Here is a 20,349-nt window from a genome sequence, read left to right on the forward strand (position 1 = left end):
TTCGCTTTCGACCGACACGTTTTCGCCCGGCGGCGGGGAACCCTCGGTATGACCGACGACGCCCTCGACGCCGTTCTCACGCGGGTCCGCGATCGCGTCACTCCCGACGCCGAGGAACGCACCCGTCTCGACGAGGCCGTCGATCGGCTCACCGACGCCACTGAGCGCGCGGTCGCGGATCGCCCGGTCGAAGCGGACGTCGTCCACGTCGGCTCAACCGCTCGCGGCACGTGGCTGCCCGGCGACCGCGACATCGATCTGTTCGTCCGGTTCCCGCCTGATCTCCCGCGCGAGGAGCTCGAACGCCACGGGCTCGCGGTCGGCCACCGGGTCCTCCCCGACGGCCGCGAGGAATACGCCGAACACCCCTACGTCACGGGCACGTTCGACGGGTTCGCGGTCGATCTCGTCCCCTGCTTTCGGGTCGAGCGCGCGGCCGACGTCCGGTCGGCGGTCGATCGGACGCCCTTCCACACGCAGTATCTCGACGCCCGACTCGACGCAGGACTCGCCGCCGACGTCAGACTCGCCAAACGATTCCTCTCGGCAGTCGGTGTCTACGGCAGCGACCTCCGCACACGGGGGTTTTCGGGCTATCTCGTCGAACTCCTCACGCTCGAACACGGCGGATTCCGCCCGCTGATCGAGGCGGCCGCCGACTGGAACTCCCCTGTGCGGTTCGATCCCGCTGGCCACGGCGACGCCCACAGCGAGAGCTTCGATGATCCGCTCGTGGTGGTCGATCCCACTGACTCGGGACGCAACGTCGCGGCGGTGCTCTCGACTACCAATCTCGCCCGGTTCCAGCACTACGCCCGCGACCTCCTCGCCGACCCGCGCGAATCGGCGTTCGATTTCGACTCGCCGACACCGCTCTCGGCCGCAAAGGTCCGGACCGAACTCGAACGCCGCGGCACGATCCCGGTCGCCGTGCGGTTCGACGCGCCGGATCTCGTCGCCGACCAGCTCTACCCCCAACTCGAACGCTCCCGTCGCGGGGTAGTCGACGCGCTCGACCGTCGCGGGTTCGACTCGCTCCGCTCGGCCGCGTTCGCCGACGAGTCGGCCGTTCTGTTCGTCGAACTCGGGGTTGCCGAACGTCCAGCGATCGAGCGCCACGAGGGTCCCCCGGTGAGCGCGCGCGAGCACGCAACCACCTTCTACCAGAAGTACTCCGATACGGACTGCTACGGTCCGTTCATCGATGACGGACGATACGTGGTCGAGCGCGACCGCACGTTTCCCAGCCCCCGCGCGTTCCTCGAAAGCGACGCACTGTTCGACGTAGCGCTCGGCGCGGACATCGAACGCGCGCTCGCAGCCGATTACACGGTGCTCGTTGGGGACGAGACGGCTCGCTTGGCCGACGAGTTCGGAGTAGAGCTGGCGCGTTACTTCTCGCCGAGACCGTGAGCCGCCTGGACTTCGTCGATGACCGCACGTGCGCGATCGTCGGCCGAGCCCTCGGGTTCGACGGGATCGTACCCGCCGAACACCTCGTTCACCGTCGTGATACTTTCGGAGAGGGTGTCGAGACCGTAGCCGCCTTCGAGAACGAACCCGAAGCCCGCGTCGGACCGGGCCGCGAGATCGCGGAGTCGGGCGGCCAGCACGCCGTAGCCCTCGGTCGAGACGCTCATCCGTGAGATCGGGTCGTGTTCGTGGGCGTCGAAGCCCGCGCTCACGAGGAGGAGATCGGGATCGAAATCGTCGAGCAGCGGAGCGAGCACCTCGTCGACTGCGGCGACGTACGCCGGATCGCCCGCCCCGGAGGGGAAGGCGAGGTTCGCGGTCGTCCCCTCGCCGTCGCCCGTTCCGATCTCGCCGGCCTCGCCAGTGCCCGGGTAGAGCCCGCGCTCGTGGATCGAGGCGTAGAACACGTCGCCCCGATCCTCGAAGATATCTTGGGTTCCGTTGCCGTGGTGGACGTCCCAGTCGATGATTGCGACCCGCTCCGCGCGGCCGTCGTCGATCATCGCCTCGGCCGCGATGGCGGCGTTGTTGAGGAAACAAAAGCCCATCGCGTCGTCGGCGACCGCGTGGTGGCCCGGCGGCCGCCCGAGAGCGAACGGCGTCTCGCGCTCGCTCGCACCGTCGAGGGCGGCCTCGGCGGCCCACACCGCCTGGCCCGCGCTCCGGAGTGCGGCGTCCCACGTCGCCTCGACAGCGACGGTGTCGGGATCCCACTGGCCGCCGCCCGACGCGCAGAACTCGCGGAACTTCTGTACATAATCGGGGTCGTGGGCCGCTCGTGCGGCGGACTCGTCGATCGGATCGGCCTCGACGTACTCGACACCGTGGCGTTTCGCGAGCGCCCGGCGGATGGCGCGGAGCCGATCGGGACTCTCGGGGTGGCGCGAGCCAGGGTCGTGTTCGAGACACTCCGCGGAGTAGCCGAATCTCATTCGTTGTGGTAGTACGGCGCGAGTTCGAAGTACGTCTCGACGTCGGCGACCGTGATCGTGCGCCGGCCGGCGTGGCGCGCGAGCACCGCCGCGGCCGTCGCGACCCGGCCGGCGTAGCGTTCGAGCCGGCCGGCGAGGGCGACACGGGCGTCGCGGGCGACCCGGTAGCGGTCGTCGATGTCGAGGCGAGCGATACGGTCGACCGGCGCGACCGGGAGTTCGAGTTCCCCGGACTCGGCGGCGTCAGTCTCGAAGTCAGCGGCCTGGAGAGTCTTGCGGTCGTCGTCGGTCGCGCGCTGGGCGGCGTCTGCCGCGAGGCGCGCGCCGCGCTCCTGGATGCGTTCGGCGAGCTCCTCGGTGGCCTCACTGCTCACCCGCAGCGAGCCGGCGTGCCGACGAATCACGGCATCGACCGGCGCGAACGGGAGCTCGACGCTCATAGCGCATACGGGGACTGTTCCGGTCTTAAGGGTTTCCGTGGGACGTCAGAACACCTCGTCCGCATCGAGCGTGCCGTCGGCCGTCCGTCCCCGAGCGGTGAGCTCCTCGCCGAGATGCACAGTCGAGGACGTCTCGACACGCATCGTCTCGCTGCCGTTGTCGAGCACCACCGGATCGCTCGCCTGCACGACCGTTCCGGTGAACTCGATCGGGCCGTCCTCCGTGTTGCTTCCGGCCCCGTTTTCGGCTGCCGCGTCCACTTCCGCTTCACGTTCGGTTTCGTGTCCGTCGCCCGTCGTCCCGTCCTCGCTGTCCGCACCATCGCCGGCGAACGCCCCGAGACCCGTCTCGTCGTCTGCGCCGGCCTCGTCGTCCTCGGTAGTCGAGGGCACCCCACCAGTGTCGAACGTCGTCACGCTCGTCTGCCAGCCCGCCGAGGCTTCGAGATCGTCCTGCCAGCCGTCCTGGATCTCGACGTCCGCGAACTGGACCTCGTCACCCGGTCCGAGATCACGGTCGGCCTTCTCGCCCCACAGCGCGACGCGGATGTCGCCGGTCTCGTCCTGGACGCGGATGTTTTTGACCTGGCCCTCCGAACCGTCGTCGCGGTCGAAGGTGCGTTTCGGATCGGTCGACCTGATGACGCCGCCGATGTCGACGGTCGTATCGATTTCGAGTCCCTCGATCGACGTGGTTTCGGGCGTGTACTCGACAGTCGTGTCGACCTCCGTGAGCCCGCCGCGATCGCCGACGTGGAGTTCGAGGTCGCCGTTGCGCTCGCGGACGTAGCCGTCGGTGAGTTCGATCGTCGTGCCGGCGGCGAGTTCCTCGACCCGTTCGGCCTGGTCGTCCCAGAGCGTCACTCGCGTCCGTCCCGTTTCGTCGCCGAGCGTGAGGTTCGCCACTCGTCCCTCCGAGCCGTCGTCGCGGTCGAACGTCCTGACGGTGTCGGTATCGAGGATCAATCCCGTGAGGTCGACGTCGGACTGACCGAGCGAGAGTCCGTCGATGGTGTCGGCGGCGTCGAGATCGACGTCGACTTCGACGTCGGCCGGCTCGACCCGATCCGCGCTGACCTCGATCCCGTTGTACCCTTCTCGCGGTCGGCCCGCAACCCTGAGCACCGCACCGGTTTCGAGCTCTTCGGCCGCGCCCGTTGCCTGTTCGTCCCAGAACGCGACCCTGATTCGCCCGGTTTCGTCGGCGACCTCGACGTTGATGACTTGGCCGTCCTCGTCCTCCTCGTCGCGCTCGAAGGTGCGGAGTTCGCCGACGCTCGTGACTTTCGCGACGAACTTCGCCTCCTCCATCCCCGGTTCGACGTCGGCGACGCCCTCGACTTCGCCGTCGGCGACCTCGTGGGCGATCAACATCGCGGCGGTCTCCTCGTCGGCGAGCCCCCCCATCTCCTCGACTTTCTCCTCGACGGCCTCCCGGAACTCCCCCTCGGGTACGTCGGCGTCGAGGTCCGCGTAGATCTCTGCTATCGCACCCATGTTCTACGCCAGTCCACGAGCGATGCGCGCTTAAACATTGTCGTCACGGCGTCGCACCGCCGTGGCCACCGATTCGCCTGACGGGATCGTCCATCCGCTCGTCGCTTTCGCGGTCGCCGACGAATCGGCCCGTTCGATACGGATCGTCGCGGATCATCGGAACTGCTCACGTCGTCCATGAGAACGTGAGTTACTCGCACAGCCATCTCGAAGACGATATCGACGAATCGATCGGTCCCGTAATCCGCCTTCGTGAGACAGACACAAACACCCTTACTGAGAATAATAAAATACCGACAAATACTGTAATATCATCCAATAACCAAATGATATTTATTTATCGAACTACGATAGGCTAAAGACGATGGAACGAACCCGACGGACGTTCATGAAACTGGCGGGAGTCACCGGTGGTCTGGTGCTGGGTGCCGGTCCCGTTGCGGCACAGGGGAGCGGCGACAACCAGCGGTTCATGATCGACCTCGAAGAGGTGTCTCGGTCGGAGATTCCCGAAAGCGTGGAGATCGTCCACGACCTCTCGGCGATCGACGTGCTGGCTGCCCGCGGCGACCCCGAGTCGGTCGGTGGCGACGCGGCGACCGTCCCCGACCTCGAGATGGTCAAACACGGGTCTGCCGCGGACAAGTCGCTTCAGGGCGATGTCGCGGCGGAGGCCGAGGGGGGGGCCGGTGAAAGAATACGACGACGAGGACGAAGACGAGGAGGGGTCGGGGCTTCCCGAGCGCCGTCGGCTCCAGTGGGACAAGCGAGTACAGGACATCGAAGAAGTTCACGAAGTCACCGAGGGTGAGGGGTCACGGATCGCCATCATCGATTCCAGCGTGTACGCCGACCACCCGGATCTCGACGAAGTCGTCAATCGCGACCTCTCGAAGAACTTCACCAGCGACGGGAAGGGGTTCTTCGCCCCTGGTGGGGGCGACCACGGCACACACGTCGCCGGCATCGCCGCCGCGACGAACGACTTCGACGGCGGACGCGGCGGCGTGCTCGGCGTCGCTCCGGAGACTGACCTCCTCGCGCTTCGGGTGTTCTCGCCGACGGCCGAGAACAGCGGAGCCAACAGCGCTATCATCGCCGCGATCATGGACGCCGCCGACAAAGGCTGTGACGTGGCGAACATGAGCCTCGGTTTCCCAGAGATCTTCACCAACCCGCGCTTTTACGAGGGGTTGCTCCCGATCAAGGAGATGTTCGACCGAGCCGTCGCGTACGCCAACGAGCGGGGAACGGTGGTCGTCAACTCCGCCGGCAACGATGGAGACGATCCCGGTCTCGACGGAACCGACCTCGACCCCAAGCGGGTACTCGGTATCCCGACTGAGGCCGAGGGCATGTTCGTCGTTTCGGCGACGGGACCGATCGGCTTCCTCTGGGACGACGAGCCGCGGACCGGCGAGGGCGATGATGAAGAGGAGGACGACGAGGACGACGGAGAGTACGAGGGGCTCCCGCCGCTCCGGCAGCCGACCACGCAGCCGGCGAAGTACACCTTTTACGGCGGCAGCGTCATCGACGTGAGCGCCGGCGGCGGCAACTTCGATCCCGAGGCGTCTACGGAGTTCGGCGACGGCGATGCGGACAAACCCAAGTATTTCTACGACCTCGTGCTTTCGACGGTCTTCAGCCAACAGAACGGCGAAGTCTCCGCCGAGTACGGCTTCAAGGCTGGAACCTCGATGGCGGCCCCGCAGGTCGCGGGTGCGGTCGCACTCGCCAGATCGCTGCGACCCGATCTCAGCGTCAGCGAGGTCGAGGACGCCATCCGGAACACCGCGAGCGACATCGGTGAACCCGACTTCCGTGGCGACGGCCATCTCGACCTCACTGCGCTGGTTGCCAGGCTGTCGGACGACGACGAAGACGATGACGGCGAAGAAGAGGACGACGGGGAGAGGGAAGACGACGAAGAGGAAGAAGAAGAAGAAGAAGAAGAAGAAGAAGACGAAAAGGAAGAAGAAGATGACTGAAAGCGGCTAACGACGCGGTCTCTTTCGTTCGTCACAAACCCCCCGATCAGAATGAGACGGCGAGTGCGCGTTCGTTCGGTCTCTCGCTCGGACGGTCAACTGCCGGGTTCGGCGGTGGTGACTGTCTCCTCGCCGCCAGCGCCGCGGTGGATCACCGTCACCGACGTCGGCTGGCTCTCCACGGTGACGGTCGCGCGATAGCTGATCCCGACGAGCGCCTGCGTACACATCGTGCCGGCGTCCGCGGCGCGCTCGGTGGCGACCACGACTTGGAGTGTCCCGTCGTCGGTCCGCACTGCATCGAGGACGGCCGTCTGACACCCGTTCCCACCGGTGATCGTTCCGGCCACGACGATCCGCGAGCCCCCGCTCTCGACGGTCACGCTCGCCTCGTTGCCCGGTTCGCCTCCTGTCTCGCGCACCGTGAACGATCGGTCGGCCGCCGAGTCGCCCGTCGCCGTGCCGTTGGTCGCTGTCCCGTTCGTCGGCCCATCCGTGGTCGTTCCGTCCATCGTCGTTCCCTCTGGCGTCTTGGTGCGGGCTGCGGTGGTTTTCGTGGCCTCACCGCCGGTCGTCGTCCCCGTCGATTCGGCGGTCGTCGTGGCCGTTTCGGTCGCGGTGGTGGTCGATTCGGCCGTGTCCGTGGCGTCGGCTTCGGTCGTCTCGGTCGTTGTGGCGGCTCCATCGGTGGGTTCGGCAGTCGAGCCGTTCTCGCCCCCGCTGTTGCCGAGACAGCCAGTGCTCACGATGGCGGCAGTCGCCACGAGGACTTCACGACGGTTCATGTTGGCACGTCACCGGGCGAAAACATGTGTCTTGTGGCGGCTCGCCGACGCGGCAACCGTAACGGGTTTAACCCGAACTGGTGTAGAGGGGAGTGAGTCCTGGTTGGGTAGTGGACTATCCTACTGGCCTGCGGAGCCGGTGACCGGAGTTCAAATCTCCGCCAGGACGTTCACTCGCTTCGCTCGTTCACGTCCTGGCGTGCCCTGCGCTCACTGCGTTCGCGCAGGACTCCGCCAGGACGTCAATTTCACATAATGTGGTGTGCTGTTGGCCTGCCACCCACTCAGCATATTTGCTCTTATCGTCGCCGTAAGACTCGTTACGTACGTTGACGACGCCGTTTCGACACACTGTGAAGCCGAAAGACTCCCTGCGTGCGCGCTTCTCGACCAAAGTTTCATTGCCGTCGCTGTCGTTTGATTGCATGGCTTTCTGCCACCATGAGAAAGCCACGTTCGGGCGCTGCAACGCCCGGACGCTTCTGTTATCGTGACTTTCTCATATATAGATATATTAAGCGCGGATATAAACCTTCCCCTGAGACTATTGGTAGCGGCAAAATACGATTGACTAATCCGTCGATCTGCGAGATATGAGGGTCTTCTAAGTCCTAGAGTAAGACCACCAACACCTTCTTATGTTCTTAGCAACAATTGATAATTGCCTCTCAATGAAAACAGTAAGAGGCTGGCTAGCAGAGAATGAATTCCGCAAGTTCTACAGGCGATAGTGGCAACTCCAAGCCGCTAACCGACAGTACGGATACTACTGAGGGAGGGTATCCGCGAGGCATTGTTACGAAGTTCGAGCCCAGCAACTCGAACCATAGGGGGTTCCTTCCAGATTGCTCGAACCTGGAATACTTGATGACGACTCGCGAGCGAGCGAAGTGGCTTGCACGTCGTCCAGAGGTATTCAACGAAACATTTCGGCCCGACCAGAAGCTCATCGTCACTACCACTCAGGAGGACAAGTATCTCGTCGATCTGGAAGTCGAAGAAGAACTCGAGCAAATCGAAGAAGTCCGCCCTGACTACTACATCCCCCACGACAGGTGGGTATACAGGTCGATGACCGCTGACGAGCAAATCGAGCAGATCGATGAGTGCATGAACGGCCTGTTGGAGATCTACGAACACCTCAATGAGATCGCCAGCAGCACCCAAATCATCCCACTTGCAAAGGGATACAAACGGTGGCATTTCAAACGATGTTTGCGGACGTTCGAGAAGATCGACACTGGGTACTGTGCGTTCGACGTCACTCAATATCCTGGCTACCGCAGTATGGTCAGACACGCCACACGTCTTGTCGACGTGATAGACCCTAGCGGAGTTCTACTCATTGGGCGGCTCGCTCCCGATCATCTTCGGAGGCTTCCCCCTCGCGTCGTCGCAGCTGCAGGTAAGAGCAACTGGATCCGTGCGTGCAGAACTGAGTCGGGGGCATTCTCTCACGAAGAATTCGCTGCATGGGAGCCCAGCCCCAGAACAGCACTTCTCAAACCAACGACGCTCGATCACTTCACACAGTCGAGCGATCAAGAGGTCGACATTCATGGGTAACACATACGGCACACGACCAGAACGGGATGAAGACGAGGACAGCGCCGAAGAAACAACTGGAACCGATTCACGACAGCAGACACTCTCGGGGGGCGGGGCAGCCGAGGTTGACCAGGGGCTAAAATTCGGCGACATCGTCCACGACATCGATGACTCGGACCCCGATGATTTGGTCGTCGTGAATCTCCCCGACGCGACCGCATCGGAATGGGATCTCCCCGGTACAGGAGAAACTCTCGCTAAGCGAGACGACCACTATCCGCCGAACGACGACGTGGTCATCGTCGTCGAGCGTGATGTGCTCGATGATTACATGCCGAGTTGGCCTGATAGGGAAGAGGAGATACCCCTCTCAAAGCTCAACGGTGATGGAGTAGATTACGAGGTGTATCCCTCTCGCCGCCTGAAGCTGGCCGAGAAAAAGTAGTCAGCGGACTCGGCCAGCAGCGATTGGCCAACAGCCAGTGACGCGCGTCTTTATCAATCCTGATCACGTCGAATCGTACTGTGAGCAGGGGAGCACGTCCTATCCGGGTTTCTCACGCGGTGCGCCCCCGGCGCACCCGTGGAGTAACACTACTGGCCTGCGGAGCCGGTGACCGGAGTTCAAATCTCCGACAGGAGATTTGAGCAGACAAGTCGCAACCTGCGAGCAAAGCGAGCAGGTCCGTCTTGGCGAGTTCAAATCTCCGCCAGGACGTTCACTCGCTTCGCTCGTTCACGACCTGGCGTGCCCCACGCTCGCTGGCGCTCGCGTGGGACTCCGCCAGGACTTCCGCATCGAAAACCGGTGAGCGGTCGCTCAGTCTGCGATTTCTGCGCCGAGCGCGTTCGCCTTGAGCGCGGTGATGGATTCCTCGGCGTCCTCGCGCGACTCGTAGCCCGTCGGGCTGACCGCGAGCGTCTCGTCGTCGTGGGTCAGCCGCCAGCGCCAGCTCCCGCCGTCGTCCTCGTAGAGATCGAACGTCGCCGACGTTCCCGACAGCGAGATTTCGACGGTCGTATCGCGCGGACCAGGGATTTCGACCGTTCGGGGCGTTTCGGCCGCCCCGTCAGCATCCGCGATCCCGAGCGACGATCCCGACCGTCGCTCGCGGAGGTCCCCGATGCGCTCGCGCAACTGCCGGCCGTACTTGGTGGCGGTGTCGACGCCGCGTTCGAGACCGCGCTCGACGTCGCCCGATTCGACGAACGGTGTCCCGCGATCGAGGACGTTCTCGCCGTTGCGCGAGAGCGCGATCTCGTAGCCCCGCCATACGACCCCTTCGCTGGCGTCGCTCATTCCCTCGACTCCGTCGTGGCCGTACTCGAACGCGACCAGCGCCTTTTCGAGCGCCCCCTCGTCGGTGCTGTACGCGACTCTGAGGGTGGCGTTCGGCCGGACAGTCAGCGTGTAGTCGTGATCGTGCTCGCTCATGGGATCACCGTTGATCGTCCGCTCTCATAAACCTCCATCCGGCGATTGCAACTCCTCTCCCCTCCCCTCCCCATCCTCCTCCCTCTCCGCCACGGACAGATTCATCCACGTCGGCACCCGAATTCGACACGATGAGCGACGATCCATCTCCTGTCACGGCAACACGACCCGACAGCCCCTTCCACACCACCGGCACCGATCACGTCACCGTCTGGGGCAGCAACGAAGCCGACACGCTCGCGTTCTACCGCGATCTCTTCGGAATGTCCCTCGTGTTGCGCCAGCCCAACCTCGACGACCCTTCCCAAACACACCTCTTTTTCGACACCGGCGACGGCCGCATCATCACCTTCTTCGTGAGCGACGACCGCGAGTCGAACCCTCAGCCCCAGCGCAGCGGCGTCGGTGGGGTCCATCACCTCTCCTTCGGCGTCGATCCCGACCGTTTCGACGAGGTGATGGCAGCACTCGACGACGACGGCCGCGGCTACAACGTCTTCGACCGCGGGGTCTTCCACTCGCTGTACACCCGCGACAACAACGGCCTCGTGATCGAACTCGCCACCGACAAGTACGAGATCCCCGACGATCGTCGGGGTGAGGTGCTCGCGACCGCCCAGCGTATCCGTGAGGACGAGGGTGCCGATTACGCCGAGGAAGAACATCTCGCGGCCGCGCTCGAAGAACTCGACCTCCCCGCCGAACCCCACGACCTCCCGGACGCGGCGAGCGGCGTCGGTGGCGTCGAGTAACCCGGTCGCTCGTTTTGGCTGACGACCGTCAGTTACAGCGGACGCCCGCTCACTCCGGGTCGCGTCGCTCGTACAGCACGAGCCCGACCATCGACATGACGGTCTCGTCGTCCTGATTCTCGGTCGTCGTCTCGCTCCGAACCAGTCCGAGACGATCGCTCCACGACTCGGTGTCGAGCACCTCCGTCCGCACCGAGAGCGTGTCGCCCGGTCGCACCGGGTTCGGCCAGCGAAGCTCGTCGACCCCGACCGCACCTGTCGCGGCCGACCCCTCGAAGACGTTCGTGACGAGTAGTTCCATCGTCATCGCCGCGGTGTGCCACCCGCTCGCGATCAACCCGCCGAACATGGACTCCCCGGCCGCTGTTGCGTCGGTGTGGAACGGCTGTGGATCGTAGCGCCCGGCGAACTCGACGATCTCCTCGCGGGTCACGTCGCGGCTGCCGAACTCACGTGTCTCGCCGACGGCAACGTCCTCGAAGCACTCGCGCGCCATGTCCCGAACTGTCGGCCGGCGGCTATAGCTGTTCCCCACACCCCCGTTCGACGCCAGAACTCCCATCCGGCGAACGGAGACGGCGCGTGACGGTGCGTGCTCTCGCCGGCAGCATGTCTATCCGTGTGCGGGTCGGTGATGAGCGTATGCCAGGAGACGACCCGTCCACGGACTGGTTCGAAGACGTGACTGCCACCGAGGACGGTCTCGATCCCGACACACTCCCGTCCCGCGAGCGTGCGGCGCTGAAACGCTCCCGAGCGATGGCCACACTTCTCGACGAGGCGATCCCGATCCCCGGGATCGGCTACCGGGTCGGCATCGATCCGATCCTGAGCATCGCTCCGGTCTCGGGCGATATCGCTGGCGCGGCGCTTTCCTCACACATCGTCGTCGAGGCCACACGCCTCGGGGTACCGCCGAAGACGCTCGTCCGGATGATCGGCAACGTCGCCCTCGACACGATCGGTGGGCTGATTCCGGTCGCCGGAACGCTCCTCGATGCGGTCTGGAAAGCCAACAAGCGCAACGTCGCGCTGCTCGAATCCCACCTCGAAAACCGTACCGACGTGCCCATCGAGTGAGCGGGCAACCCCCGCAGCGTGGGCACACCCGGAACGCGTTTCGGCTCACGAACCGAACGGCAGGTATGGACGCTCATCTCCAGGCCGGTATCGCGATCTACAACGCCGGTCGCTTCCACGCCGCCCACGACGCGTGGGAAGACCGCTGGCTCGCTCTCGATGCGGGCGAGGACGAACGCTTTCTGCATGGATTGATCCAGTTCACTGCGGCAGTCCATCACGCGACTGAGCACAACTGGACGGGCGCGTGTGGCCTCGCCGAAAGCGCCCGCGAGTATCTCGCCGACCTCCCCGAAGACTACCGCGGCGTGAACGTCGACGAGGTCCGAGAGTATCTCGCCGTTCTCGGCACTGATCCCGAATCGATCGAACGCGCACCGCCGCTCTCGCTGACCCACGAGGGCCGCCAACTCGTCCTCGATGACCTCGACTTCGAAGCGAGTGCAGTCGCTGCGGAGGTCCTCGCCGAAGAGGGCGACTCCGACCACGCGACCGTCGAGTGCGCCGTCGAATACGCCCGCGAGGATGTCGCTGCCGGCAACGAGACCAGTCCGTTCGTGACGCTCGTGATGGACTTCGTCCGTGATCCCAACAACCGAGGAATCGTCCTCCAGCGCCTCACTGAACACACTGAACGCCGAGCCGCCCGCGACCGCGACGTTGATGGGCTGTTCGAGGAGCGGTAAAAAGTCACGAAGGTTATTTGTCGTTCAAAAATACTATTAGTGTGTCATCCGTGCTCGTGATATGGCCGATCACCCTTCACCACGCTCGACTACTCGACAGCAGTGCCACGAACGCATCGAGCACTACACGCCGGACGGTGCTTCCGGTCGGCTTCTCGTCGCAGTACCGTCCGGCTCCGTCGGTGTGTACTCGCTCGTCTGGTCGGTCGCTGGTCTCATCACGTCGAGTGCTTTCTGGGCTCCGTTCCTGCTGGCAGGGGTTAGTCTCGGGCTCGTTGTTTTCTCCCTCATGATGATCTGGCCGGTCTATCTCTCGCTCATCGGGAACGTCGAGTCGCCAGAAGCGTACTCCCAGCCTGATGCGACGCCACCATCCGAAGAGAACCACGACGACTCCATTGCTGTCGCGAAACGCCAGTATGCGGCCGGGAACATCTCCGAGATGGAGTTCGAACGGCGGGTTGAGACCATTCTGGATACCGACGCGAGAATGCGTCCGGAGTCGGGAACGACGAACTACCGGGACGATACCGATGTCGTCAGAGAAACGAACTGAGTACCACTGCAAGGGAGACGGGCGAGGGCGAGTGAGTCAGTATCTTGCCGAGTTGTCCTGGGGATCGTAGCCGAGCACTTCGCGGGCGCGCTCGATCGAGTAGTACTTCCGGTCGTTGTCGGAGATGCCGTAGACGATCTCGTAGTCGTAGTCGGCTTCGAGACACCGCTCGAAGAGGTGGGCACAGTCCCGATAGGAGAGCCACATCGCTTGCCCGCGCTCGTAATCGATCGGCGGGTGATCCTCGGTCAGGTTCCCGACGCGGACACAGACCGTGTTCATCCCCGTTTCGTCGTGGTAGTACCGACACAGCGTCTCGCCGGCGACCTTGCCGACGCCGTAGAGATTGCTCGGTCGCGGTAGCTCGGTGCCGTCGAGTCGGAACTCGTCGCTCGTACGATACAGCTCTGGTGTGCGCTCGTCGGTCTCGTACGCGCCGACTGCGTGGTTCGAGGACGCGAAGACGAACTTCCCGACGCCGGCGTCGGCGGCCGCCGCGACAACGGTCTGGGTCCCGTCGATGTTGTTCGCGAGCACGCTGTCCCACGGCGCTTCCGGCCGCGGATCGCCGGCGAGATGGATGACTGCATCCATCCCGTCGACTGCCTCGCGAACGGCCTCCTCGTCGGTGACGTCCGCGACGACGTACTCGTGGTCGGGCTCGCCCGTCGGTGGCTCGCGGTCGAGCAGCCGCCAGTCGTACTCCTCACCGAGCCGGCGCAGGATCGCCTCGCCGACGCGCCCCGACGCGCCGGTAAGTAACACTCTCGAATCCCGTGGCCTCTCCGCCATTCAGCCGGGAGTCGGGAACCCGCCGGTAAGTAACGTGCGGTTCACCCCGCGGCGGAAACAGTCGAAGAACAGCGACCCACTGGAATCCGTTTCGGCGCGCTACGCCAGCCGGGCGAACGCGAGCGTCCCGCTGATGTTCTCGATGTAGGCGTCGACCACGTCGCCCTCCTGTGCGCCGGGCACGAAGATGGTGTACTTGCCCTTTTCGGCGACGCCATCGCCTTTCCGGCCCGTACCCGTTATCTTGACCTCGTAGGTTCGGCCCTCCTCGACGTCGGGCTGCTGGCTGGACTGCTGGGAGCCCGTGTTCTTCGCGACCGGGCGGAAGGCCCCACACGCCTCACACCGGAGCATTCGGGTCCGTCCTTCCATTTCGAGGCGTGTGTCCGGGAGGCCACACTCCGAACAGGTCACGAACTCCTCGATGTAGCCGTCGATGGCCGTGCCGAAATCGTCGCTGGAGAACGATCCGTTGTACCGCGCGCGATCGTCGCCGAACTGGCCGTTCGTCCCGAGTTCGCGCTGGATCACCCGGTGGAGGTGTTCGGGCTCGCGCGAGAGCGCGTCGGCGACCCGTCCCAGATTCACGAGCCGCGTGAATGCGCCGTCCTTCTGGGCCTCCGCGTCGGGCACGTCGAGCCGCGAATCACCGGTGTCGAGATCGGGGACCGAGTCCATCGCTCGGTCGAGACTGGCTTCGTAATCCATGACTGATACGAGGATCTCACTCCCTAAATGGATTCCGTGAGAGAACGCGCCAGGGACGTTCGCCGCCGTTTGACACCGAGAACGGTGGACGGTAGGCGGTCGGCGGTAGGCGGTGGCGCGCGGGAGCACGCCGGAGGCGTGCGACTCGTGCGAGGGATGAGTGAGCGACCATAGGGAGCGAAAGAATCGGTTGGGGAGGGTGTGGCCTGCGGTTCTCATTTGTGTCGGAATTTGTTCGAATGAACTCATCCGACTGACAGTGTATTTGTCTACCCAGCATGAACCCCTACTTGATGACCGCCAACTCCGAAGCAAGTTCGCCCCCACCGACCGACGCCCAGACCGCCTGCTTCGAGGCGGGGATCAAGTTCGGCACGCTGTATCACCAGTTCGCCGGCACGCCGGTCAGTCCCGAAAGCGCGGCCAGTCTGGAGCGCGCGATCGAGGACGCGATCGAAAACCAGCCGTACTGCGAATCGGTCTCGGTCACGATCCTCGTCGACGAACTCGACGCCGCCATCGATCACGGCTACACCGAACTCACGGGCCGGTTCATGGAAGTCGAACTCGTCGTGGAGTACGAAGGAAACGAGATCACCGCACGAATGGCGATGGAGGAAGGGTATCCCCGGATGCGGGTCACATCGGTCGAGGCGCTGGACTGACCACGCCGGGTCAGCCGTCGGACGAGGCACTTCCCGTTTCGTCGAGACGCTCCTCGTACTTCGCGAGCGATTCGTCGAGAGCGTCTCCAGCATCGATGTCGAGCGATTCCGCCACGGCGAGCAACGAGAACAGGGCGTCGCCGATCTCGTCGGTCTCGACGTCGAGATCGTTCGGTTTCGTTCCCCAGTCGGTCGATTTTGTCGCGTCGGCCGCGATCTCGCCGACCTCGGCAGCCAGATCGAGAACCCGAAACGCCGGCTCGCCCTGCAGATCGTACTCCTCGACGAACGCCGCGACGCGCTGTTGTTCGTCCATTCGTGTCGATCGCTCCCGGCTGGAAAGTAAGCGTTGTGACGTCCGACGACTCCGACCCGATCGGAACGATACCGAAAACGGGTCGCGAACGGCGAAATCGGTTGTTTTCACTTTCACTTTCGGGCGCGGGTTTAAACCACGTGCTGACGAACCACACGGGTATGAGCCAGTCGACGTTCGAGGACGACGATCTGTTCGACGAGGCTGCAGCGGACGTCCGGAGCGATGTCGAGGCCGACCTCGCGGCGGCGCGCGACGCGCTCCCCGCGTCCGACGCGATCTGGATGGTCGAGGCCGACAACACCCTCGGGGTGCTCAACGCGCTCGGCCAGGCGCTCGACACCGGCGACGCCGCCGAACGCCTCCGCGACGCAAAGAAGTGGTACGCGATGGGCGAGCGCGCCGACGCGTTCGACGACGCCGACGACCTCGCCGACCAGATCGAGGAACTCGAAGCCGTACTGGAGGACGTCGAGACCGCCCACGACCACGCGAACGAGCTTTCGAGTACGGTCCCCGAACTTCGGGGGGCGCTCGACGACGCCAGCGAGGCTGCGGATGCGGACGACGCAGACGGCACGGACGACGCAGACGGCGCAGGTGAGAGCGGCGATGCGGACGACGCCGACGCGACTGACGCCTCCAGCGAGACGGATGAAACTGGAGAGGCCGCCGAGTAGTCACTTCCTCGCCGGTCGGCTCACGTCCCGTTCCTCGATGGCTTCCAGCAGTGTCACGAGTGCCGTCGTTGCGTCCTCTAGCAGTTCCTCGCCACGTTCCGCGCTTTCCTCTCCGGGGTCGCCGACCGCGCCGCTGTCGGTGAACTCTGCCGCATCGAACGCGAGGTTCGTCCCCGAGACCCACTCGCCCCACGTCTCGCTCGCTCCGTCCTGTGCCTCCTTGATGCGATCCTCGCGGACGAGGTCAGGGTGGATGGCCCGCAGGAGCGCGGTCTCGATCGGTCCCCCGTGGCCCATCTCGGACAGGATCGCAGCGGCCTCGAACCACGTGAACAGGACGGCGTAGGCCGCGTCGTGGCGAGTGATCGTCCCACAGACCTCTCTGAGAGCACCGACGTTGCCGCCGTGGCCGTTGACGAGCACGACCCGATCCCAGCCGTGCGAGGCGAGGCTCGCGACGGTCTCGCGGACGTACTCCCGGAGGGTATCGGGTGTGACCCAGAGCGTCCCGGCGAACTGACGGTGCTCCTCGGCGATCCCCACTGGAATGGTGGGTGCGACGACCACTTCGGTGTCGCGGGTTTCCTCGTAGCGCTCCGCGCCCGCCGCCGCGACCGCACGCGCGGTGAGGCGGTCGGTGCCGAGCGGGGCGTGGGGACCGTGCTGTTCGGTGCTGCCGACGGGGAGGAGCGCGAGGTCGGTCTCGGCGGCGTCGGCGTCGGTCCACGTCGCCTCGGTGAGATCCATATCGGGGTGAACGCCGCCGGAGGCTTATACTGCCGGAGAGCCCCCTCCAGAGTCGACTGCGATGCTCGTCACTGTCCACCGAGTCGTCGTCATCGGCTGGTGAAGTCGGCTCTCCGACAGTAAAGCAGGCACAACTCCTTTGCCGTCGCTGTGCGTCGATCCGCTGCACCATGACCGACGAAGACGACGCCAGAGAGCACGGTATCGAGTTCGGCGACGTCGAGGACGAGCTCGAATCCATGAACTACCCTGTCGACAACGAAACGGTGATCGAACGCCACGGTGACGCGGAGATCGGTCTGCCCGATGGGAGCACCTCCCTCGAAGAAATCCTCGAACCCCTCCAGGACGAAGACCAGACCTATCAGAACACCGACGAAGTCACGACGATGGTCAAGAACATGGTCGACGCCGACGCCGTCGGTCGTGAGGGCTACTCCGATCGAGGCCCTTCGACGGAACCCGATCGCAACGGCGACGACGCGGAGTCGCTCTAACCCGGCCCCGCGTCAGTCGTCGCCGGCTTCGGCCTCGGTCTGTGCCTGACGCTGGGTCGCGCGCTCGATGAACTCCTGTGGCAGCTCGTCGATCTCGCCGGCCTGGACCGCCCAGAGATTCGCGTACAGCCCGTCTTCGTCGATGAGGGCGTCGTGGCTGCCCCGCTCGTGCACCTGGCCGTCCTCGAGAACCACGATCTGATCGGCGTCCTTGATACTCGACAGCCGGTGGGCGATCGCGAACGTGGTGCGGTCGGCGGTCAGCCGATCGAGACTGCGCTGGATCAGCATCTCGGTTTCGGTGTCGACGTCGCTCGTCGCCTCGTCGAGCACCAGGATCTCGGGATCCTTGAGGATCGCACGCGCGATGGTGATGCGCTGGCGTTGGCCGCCCGAGAGCTTCACGCCGCGTTCGCCGGCCATCGTGTCGTACCCGTCCGGAAGGTTCTGGATGAACTCGTGGGCCTCGGCGGCCTTCGCGGCCTCGACGATCTCCTCGTCGGTCGCGTCGAAGGAGCCGTACGCGATGTTCTCCTTCACCGTGCCGTAGAACAGGTAGGAGTTCTGGCTGACGTAGCCGATCGACTTCCGAAGGCTCGACAGCGTCACGCTGTCGATGTCCTGGCCGTCGATCCGGATCTCGCCCTCGTCGACGTCGTACATCCTGAGCAGGAGCTTCAGGACGGTGGACTTGCCGGCACCCGTGGGGCCGACGAGCGCCACAGTGTCGCCGCCCGACACGTCGAAGGAGATGTTCTCCACCGTGGAGCCGGTCTCGCCACGCTCGCTCTCGTAGCCGAAGCTCACGTCGTCGTACTCGACGTGCCCCTCGGAGACAGTGAGATTCCCGGCGTCGGGGTCTTGGTCCAGCCGGCTCGGCTCGTCCATCAACCCGAAGATGCGCTCTGCGGAGGCGCGGGCGCGCTGGTACATGTTGATGATCTGTCCGAACTGCGCCATCGGCCAGATGAACCGTTGGGTGTAGAGGATGAACGCGACGAACAGGCCCGGCGAGAGGCTGCCGGTGAACGGGCCGAACGGACCGTTGAGGACCCAGAACCCGCCGACGACGAACGTGGCGACGAAGCCGATGCCCGCGATGACTCGGAGCGTGGGGAAGAACTTGATCCGGAGATCGATCGCACCCCACTGGGCGTCGTAGTAGCTCTGTGAGACGTCATCGACGCGGTCTGACTCGTAGCCCTCGGTGTTCGTCGATTTGATGACCTGGATCCCGCCGAGGTTGTTCTCCAGACGAGAGTTCATCTCCCCGACGGTCGAGCGGACCTCGGCGTATTTGGGCTGGATCTTCTTGACGAAGTAGTAGGTGAACCCGGCGATCAGCGGAACCGGCAACAGCGCGATGATGGCGAGTTGCCAGTTGGTGACGAACATGATCACCGAGATGCCAACCACCATCGCTGCGAGCCGGAACACCGAGTTCATCCCACCGTTCAGGAACTGCTCTAACCTGTTGACGTCGTTCGAGAGCACCGACATCATCTCGCCGGTCTGCTTGTCGGCGAAGAAGTCCATGTTCAGGCGCTGCATCTTGTCGTACGTGTCCGTCCGGACCTGGTGCTGGATGTTCTGGGAGAAGGCGTTCCATCCCCAGTTCCGGCCGTAGTGAAAGCCCGCGCCGCCGAAGAAGGCAAACGCGATCAGTCCACCGAGCAGCCAGAACTGGCCGGTTCGGGTCGTGGGCAGCCACCCCTGTGGGACGAACGCCAGCCCGAACGGTTTTTGCTGATAAAACACCGAATCGATGGCGATCCCGAGCAACAGCGGTGGCAGCAGGTCAAGAATCCGAGCGACGAGACTCGTCAGTGTCCCGACTGCAAACGAAAACGTATTTTCGCGGCCGTAGACCGCAAACAACCGCCGCATCGCGTTCTCCGTTCCCTCCCGTTGATCTTCGAAAGGATCGTCGTCCTCAGTAGAAATACCCATTACTACACTGCAAGCCGACACGTGCCTAAAAGCGTTCGTAACCCTGAGAAAATACCCCATAGTTACGGCGCAGAGCTCGGTTCGTGGCCGCCACGAACCCGGTTCCTATCGTCGATCCGATCGGTCGATGTCGACCCGATGACCGACGTGGATTCCGTGGCTGGCCATCCACCCGCGCGGCACTTCGAGGATGTACTGTGCCTGGCCGGTACGCTGGATGTTCTCGCCGTTCTCGTTCGGCCCCGGTGCGGGCGCGCTCTCGATCGCGTTGATCCGGCCGTCGGCCCCGATGAAGACGATGTCGAGCGGGAAATCCATCTCCCGCATCACGTAGGTGTGTTCGGCCGGCTCCTCGTAGGTGAACAGCATGCCGGAGCCGTTCGCGAGCGACGTGGTGTTCGACAGTCCGGTGTACTTCTGCTGGTAGGTGTCGGCGATCCGGACGTCGACGGTGCCGAGAACCTGACTACAGTTGTTGGTGATCGTCACCTCCGTGCGCTCGTAATCGCCGTTGTCGGGCGCACCCATGAACGCCCCCGGCGGCGGGACGACTCCGGCCGCGACTGCCGCGGTGAGCACCAGCGCGAGCACCGCGATCACGCCGACGACGTTGAGAGCGCGCTGGAGCGCCATACTTCGATCGTGGGTCGGGGACGGCCTAAGCGTTCCGACAGAGAGAAAGGGTTATTCGCGCCGCACCGATTGGTCGGATGCGGGGCTCGTGGTCTAGGTGGTTATGACGCGGCCTTTACAAGGCCGAGGTCGGTGGTTCGAATCCGCCCGAGCCCATACTGGACCGCGGCGAACGGACGTGGGCCG

Annotated in this window: 23 protein-coding genes and 2 tRNA genes; 13 read left to right on the forward strand and 12 right to left on the reverse strand. The window is 64.4% G+C overall.

Annotation, left to right across the window (positions count from 1 at the left end; translation table 11 throughout):
- The first annotated feature begins 48 nt into the window (after positions 1–48).
- Complete coding sequence (cca, locus tag C450_RS16990; RefSeq protein ID WP_005045529.1) at positions 49–1,413, forward strand: CCA tRNA nucleotidyltransferase; 1,365 nt, start codon at positions 49–51, stop codon at positions 1,411–1,413.
- Here cca and C450_RS16995 read toward each other — a convergent pair.
- The 3 genes from C450_RS16995 to C450_RS17005 are packed head-to-tail and all read right to left on the reverse strand — an operon-like array spanning position 1,392 to position 4,342.
- Positions 1,392–2,405 (reverse strand): histone deacetylase family protein, encoded by a 1,014-nt coding sequence (locus C450_RS16995; RefSeq protein ID WP_005045531.1) that lies wholly within the window; start codon positions 2,403–2,405, stop codon positions 1,392–1,394. The two genes, cca and C450_RS16995, sit on opposite strands and share 22 nt — an antisense overlap.
- Positions 2,402–2,845: a histone family protein gene (locus C450_RS17000; RefSeq protein WP_005045532.1), complete on the reverse strand. Its 444-nt coding sequence runs from the start codon at positions 2,843–2,845 to the stop codon at positions 2,402–2,404. The genes C450_RS16995 and C450_RS17000 overlap by 4 nt, the downstream gene beginning before the upstream one ends.
- Positions 2,846–2,890: 45 nt before the next feature.
- The gene (locus C450_RS17005) at positions 2,891–4,342 is read right to left on the reverse strand and encodes a single-stranded DNA binding protein (protein ID WP_005045534.1); all 1,452 of its coding nucleotides are present in this window, start codon (positions 4,340–4,342) and stop codon (positions 2,891–2,893) included.
- Positions 4,343–5,031: 689 nt separating this feature from the next.
- On the opposite strand from C450_RS17005, the gene C450_RS17010 reads away from it, so the two are divergent.
- Complete coding sequence (locus C450_RS17010) at positions 5,032–6,333, forward strand: S8 family peptidase (protein WP_005045536.1); 1,302 nt, start codon at positions 5,032–5,034, stop codon at positions 6,331–6,333.
- A gap of 95 nt (positions 6,334–6,428) precedes the next feature.
- Here C450_RS17010 and C450_RS17015 read toward each other — a convergent pair whose 3' ends face one another.
- Positions 6,429–7,118, reverse strand: a complete 690-nt coding sequence (locus C450_RS17015) for a hypothetical protein (RefSeq protein WP_005045537.1) — start codon at positions 7,116–7,118, stop codon at positions 6,429–6,431.
- A gap of 96 nt (positions 7,119–7,214) precedes the next feature.
- Here C450_RS17015 and C450_RS17020 point away from each other — a divergent pair.
- From C450_RS17020 to C450_RS17035, 3 genes are all read left to right on the forward strand, one after another.
- A tRNA-Arg gene (locus tag C450_RS17020) sits at positions 7,215–7,287 on the forward strand.
- A gap of 698 nt (positions 7,288–7,985) precedes the next feature.
- Positions 7,986–8,684 (forward strand): hypothetical protein, encoded by a 699-nt coding sequence (locus C450_RS17030; protein WP_005045539.1) that lies wholly within the window; start codon positions 7,986–7,988, stop codon positions 8,682–8,684.
- Positions 8,677–9,111 (forward strand): hypothetical protein, encoded by a 435-nt coding sequence (locus C450_RS17035; RefSeq protein WP_005045541.1) that lies wholly within the window; start codon positions 8,677–8,679, stop codon positions 9,109–9,111. Before C450_RS17030 ends, C450_RS17035 begins: the two co-directional genes overlap by 8 nt.
- A 375-nt stretch (positions 9,112–9,486) precedes the next feature.
- On the opposite strand, the gene C450_RS17040 is transcribed toward C450_RS17035, so the two are convergent.
- Positions 9,487–10,101 carry a YegP family protein gene (locus C450_RS17040; RefSeq protein ID WP_005045542.1) on the reverse strand — a complete coding sequence of 205 codons (615 nt, stop codon included), beginning with the start codon at positions 10,099–10,101 and terminating at the stop codon, positions 9,487–9,489.
- Positions 10,102–10,232: 131 nt separating this feature from the next.
- Here C450_RS17040 and C450_RS17045 point away from each other — a divergent pair, with 131 nt between their 5' ends.
- The gene (locus C450_RS17045; RefSeq protein ID WP_005045543.1) at positions 10,233–10,853 is read left to right on the forward strand and encodes a VOC family protein; all 621 of its coding nucleotides are present in this window, start codon (positions 10,233–10,235) and stop codon (positions 10,851–10,853) included.
- Positions 10,854–10,902: 49 nt separating this feature from the next.
- Here C450_RS17045 and C450_RS17050 read toward each other — a convergent pair whose 3' ends face one another.
- Positions 10,903–11,349 carry a MaoC family dehydratase gene (locus C450_RS17050; RefSeq protein WP_005045545.1) on the reverse strand — a complete coding sequence of 149 codons (447 nt, stop codon included), beginning with the start codon at positions 11,347–11,349 and terminating at the stop codon, positions 10,903–10,905.
- A 146-nt stretch (positions 11,350–11,495) separates the two neighbouring features.
- Here C450_RS17050 and C450_RS17055 point away from each other — a divergent pair, with 146 nt between their 5' ends.
- From C450_RS17055 to C450_RS17065, 3 genes are all read left to right on the forward strand, one after another.
- A complete protein-coding gene (locus C450_RS17055; RefSeq protein ID WP_005045546.1) occupies positions 11,496–11,933 on the forward strand; it encodes a DUF4112 domain-containing protein in 438 nt (145 codons plus the stop codon).
- A gap of 65 nt (positions 11,934–11,998) precedes the next feature.
- The gene (locus tag C450_RS17060) at positions 11,999–12,619 is read left to right on the forward strand and encodes a DUF309 domain-containing protein (protein ID WP_005045547.1); all 621 of its coding nucleotides are present in this window, start codon (positions 11,999–12,001) and stop codon (positions 12,617–12,619) included.
- A 61-nt stretch (positions 12,620–12,680) separates the two neighbouring features.
- On the forward strand, positions 12,681–13,175 hold the full coding sequence (locus tag C450_RS17065; protein ID WP_005045548.1) for a hypothetical protein: 495 nt from the start codon (positions 12,681–12,683) through the stop codon (positions 13,173–13,175).
- 36 nt (positions 13,176–13,211) lie between these two features.
- Here the strand turns inward: C450_RS17065 and azf are convergent, their stop codons facing one another.
- Positions 13,212–13,967, reverse strand: coding sequence for an NAD-dependent glucose-6-phosphate dehydrogenase Azf (gene azf, locus C450_RS17070; protein ID WP_049910363.1), 756 nt, complete (start codon positions 13,965–13,967; stop codon positions 13,212–13,214).
- Between the two features lie 99 nt (positions 13,968–14,066).
- Positions 14,067–14,675, reverse strand: a complete 609-nt coding sequence (locus C450_RS17075) for a translation initiation factor IF-2 subunit beta (protein ID WP_005045550.1) — start codon at positions 14,673–14,675, stop codon at positions 14,067–14,069.
- A 293-nt stretch (positions 14,676–14,968) separates the two neighbouring features.
- On the opposite strand from C450_RS17075, the gene C450_RS17080 reads away from it, so the two are divergent.
- Positions 14,969–15,340 carry a dihydroneopterin aldolase family protein gene (locus C450_RS17080; RefSeq protein WP_049910370.1) on the forward strand — a complete coding sequence of 124 codons (372 nt, stop codon included), beginning with the start codon at positions 14,969–14,971 and terminating at the stop codon, positions 15,338–15,340.
- A gap of 10 nt (positions 15,341–15,350) precedes the next feature.
- Here the strand turns inward: C450_RS17080 and C450_RS17085 are convergent, their stop codons facing one another.
- Positions 15,351–15,656: a MazG nucleotide pyrophosphohydrolase domain-containing protein gene (locus C450_RS17085; protein ID WP_005045553.1), complete on the reverse strand. Its 306-nt coding sequence runs from the start codon at positions 15,654–15,656 to the stop codon at positions 15,351–15,353.
- Positions 15,657–15,817: 161 nt separating this feature from the next.
- Here C450_RS17085 and C450_RS17090 point away from each other — a divergent pair, with 161 nt between their 5' ends.
- Positions 15,818–16,336: a DUF5790 family protein gene (locus C450_RS17090; protein ID WP_049910371.1), complete on the forward strand. Its 519-nt coding sequence runs from the start codon at positions 15,818–15,820 to the stop codon at positions 16,334–16,336.
- Here the strand turns inward: C450_RS17090 and C450_RS17095 are convergent, their stop codons facing one another.
- Positions 16,337–17,083 carry a creatininase family protein gene (locus C450_RS17095; RefSeq protein ID WP_005045556.1) on the reverse strand — a complete coding sequence of 249 codons (747 nt, stop codon included), beginning with the start codon at positions 17,081–17,083 and terminating at the stop codon, positions 16,337–16,339.
- A 170-nt stretch (positions 17,084–17,253) separates the two neighbouring features.
- Here C450_RS17095 and C450_RS17100 point away from each other — a divergent pair, with 170 nt between their 5' ends.
- A complete protein-coding gene (locus C450_RS17100) occupies positions 17,254–17,580 on the forward strand; it encodes a DUF5789 family protein (protein ID WP_005045558.1) in 327 nt (108 codons plus the stop codon).
- A 12-nt stretch (positions 17,581–17,592) separates the two neighbouring features.
- On the opposite strand, the gene C450_RS17105 is transcribed toward C450_RS17100, so the two are convergent.
- Together C450_RS17105 and C450_RS17110 are read right to left on the reverse strand one after the other, a co-directional pair.
- The gene (locus C450_RS17105) at positions 17,593–19,530 is read right to left on the reverse strand and encodes an ABC transporter ATP-binding protein (protein WP_005045559.1); all 1,938 of its coding nucleotides are present in this window, start codon (positions 19,528–19,530) and stop codon (positions 17,593–17,595) included.
- 105 nt (positions 19,531–19,635) lie between these two features.
- Positions 19,636–20,163, reverse strand: coding sequence for a DUF192 domain-containing protein (locus C450_RS17110; protein WP_005045560.1), 528 nt, complete (start codon positions 20,161–20,163; stop codon positions 19,636–19,638).
- An 82-nt stretch (positions 20,164–20,245) separates the two neighbouring features.
- Here C450_RS17110 and C450_RS17115 point away from each other — a divergent pair.
- Positions 20,246–20,319, forward strand: a tRNA-Val gene (locus tag C450_RS17115).
- The last annotated feature ends 30 nt before the right edge of the window (positions 20,320–20,349 follow it).

Origin of the sequence: Halococcus salifodinae DSM 8989 (assembly GCF_000336935.1) — an archaeon.
Lineage (GTDB): Archaea > Halobacteriota > Halobacteria > Halobacteriales > Halococcaceae > Halococcus > Halococcus salifodinae.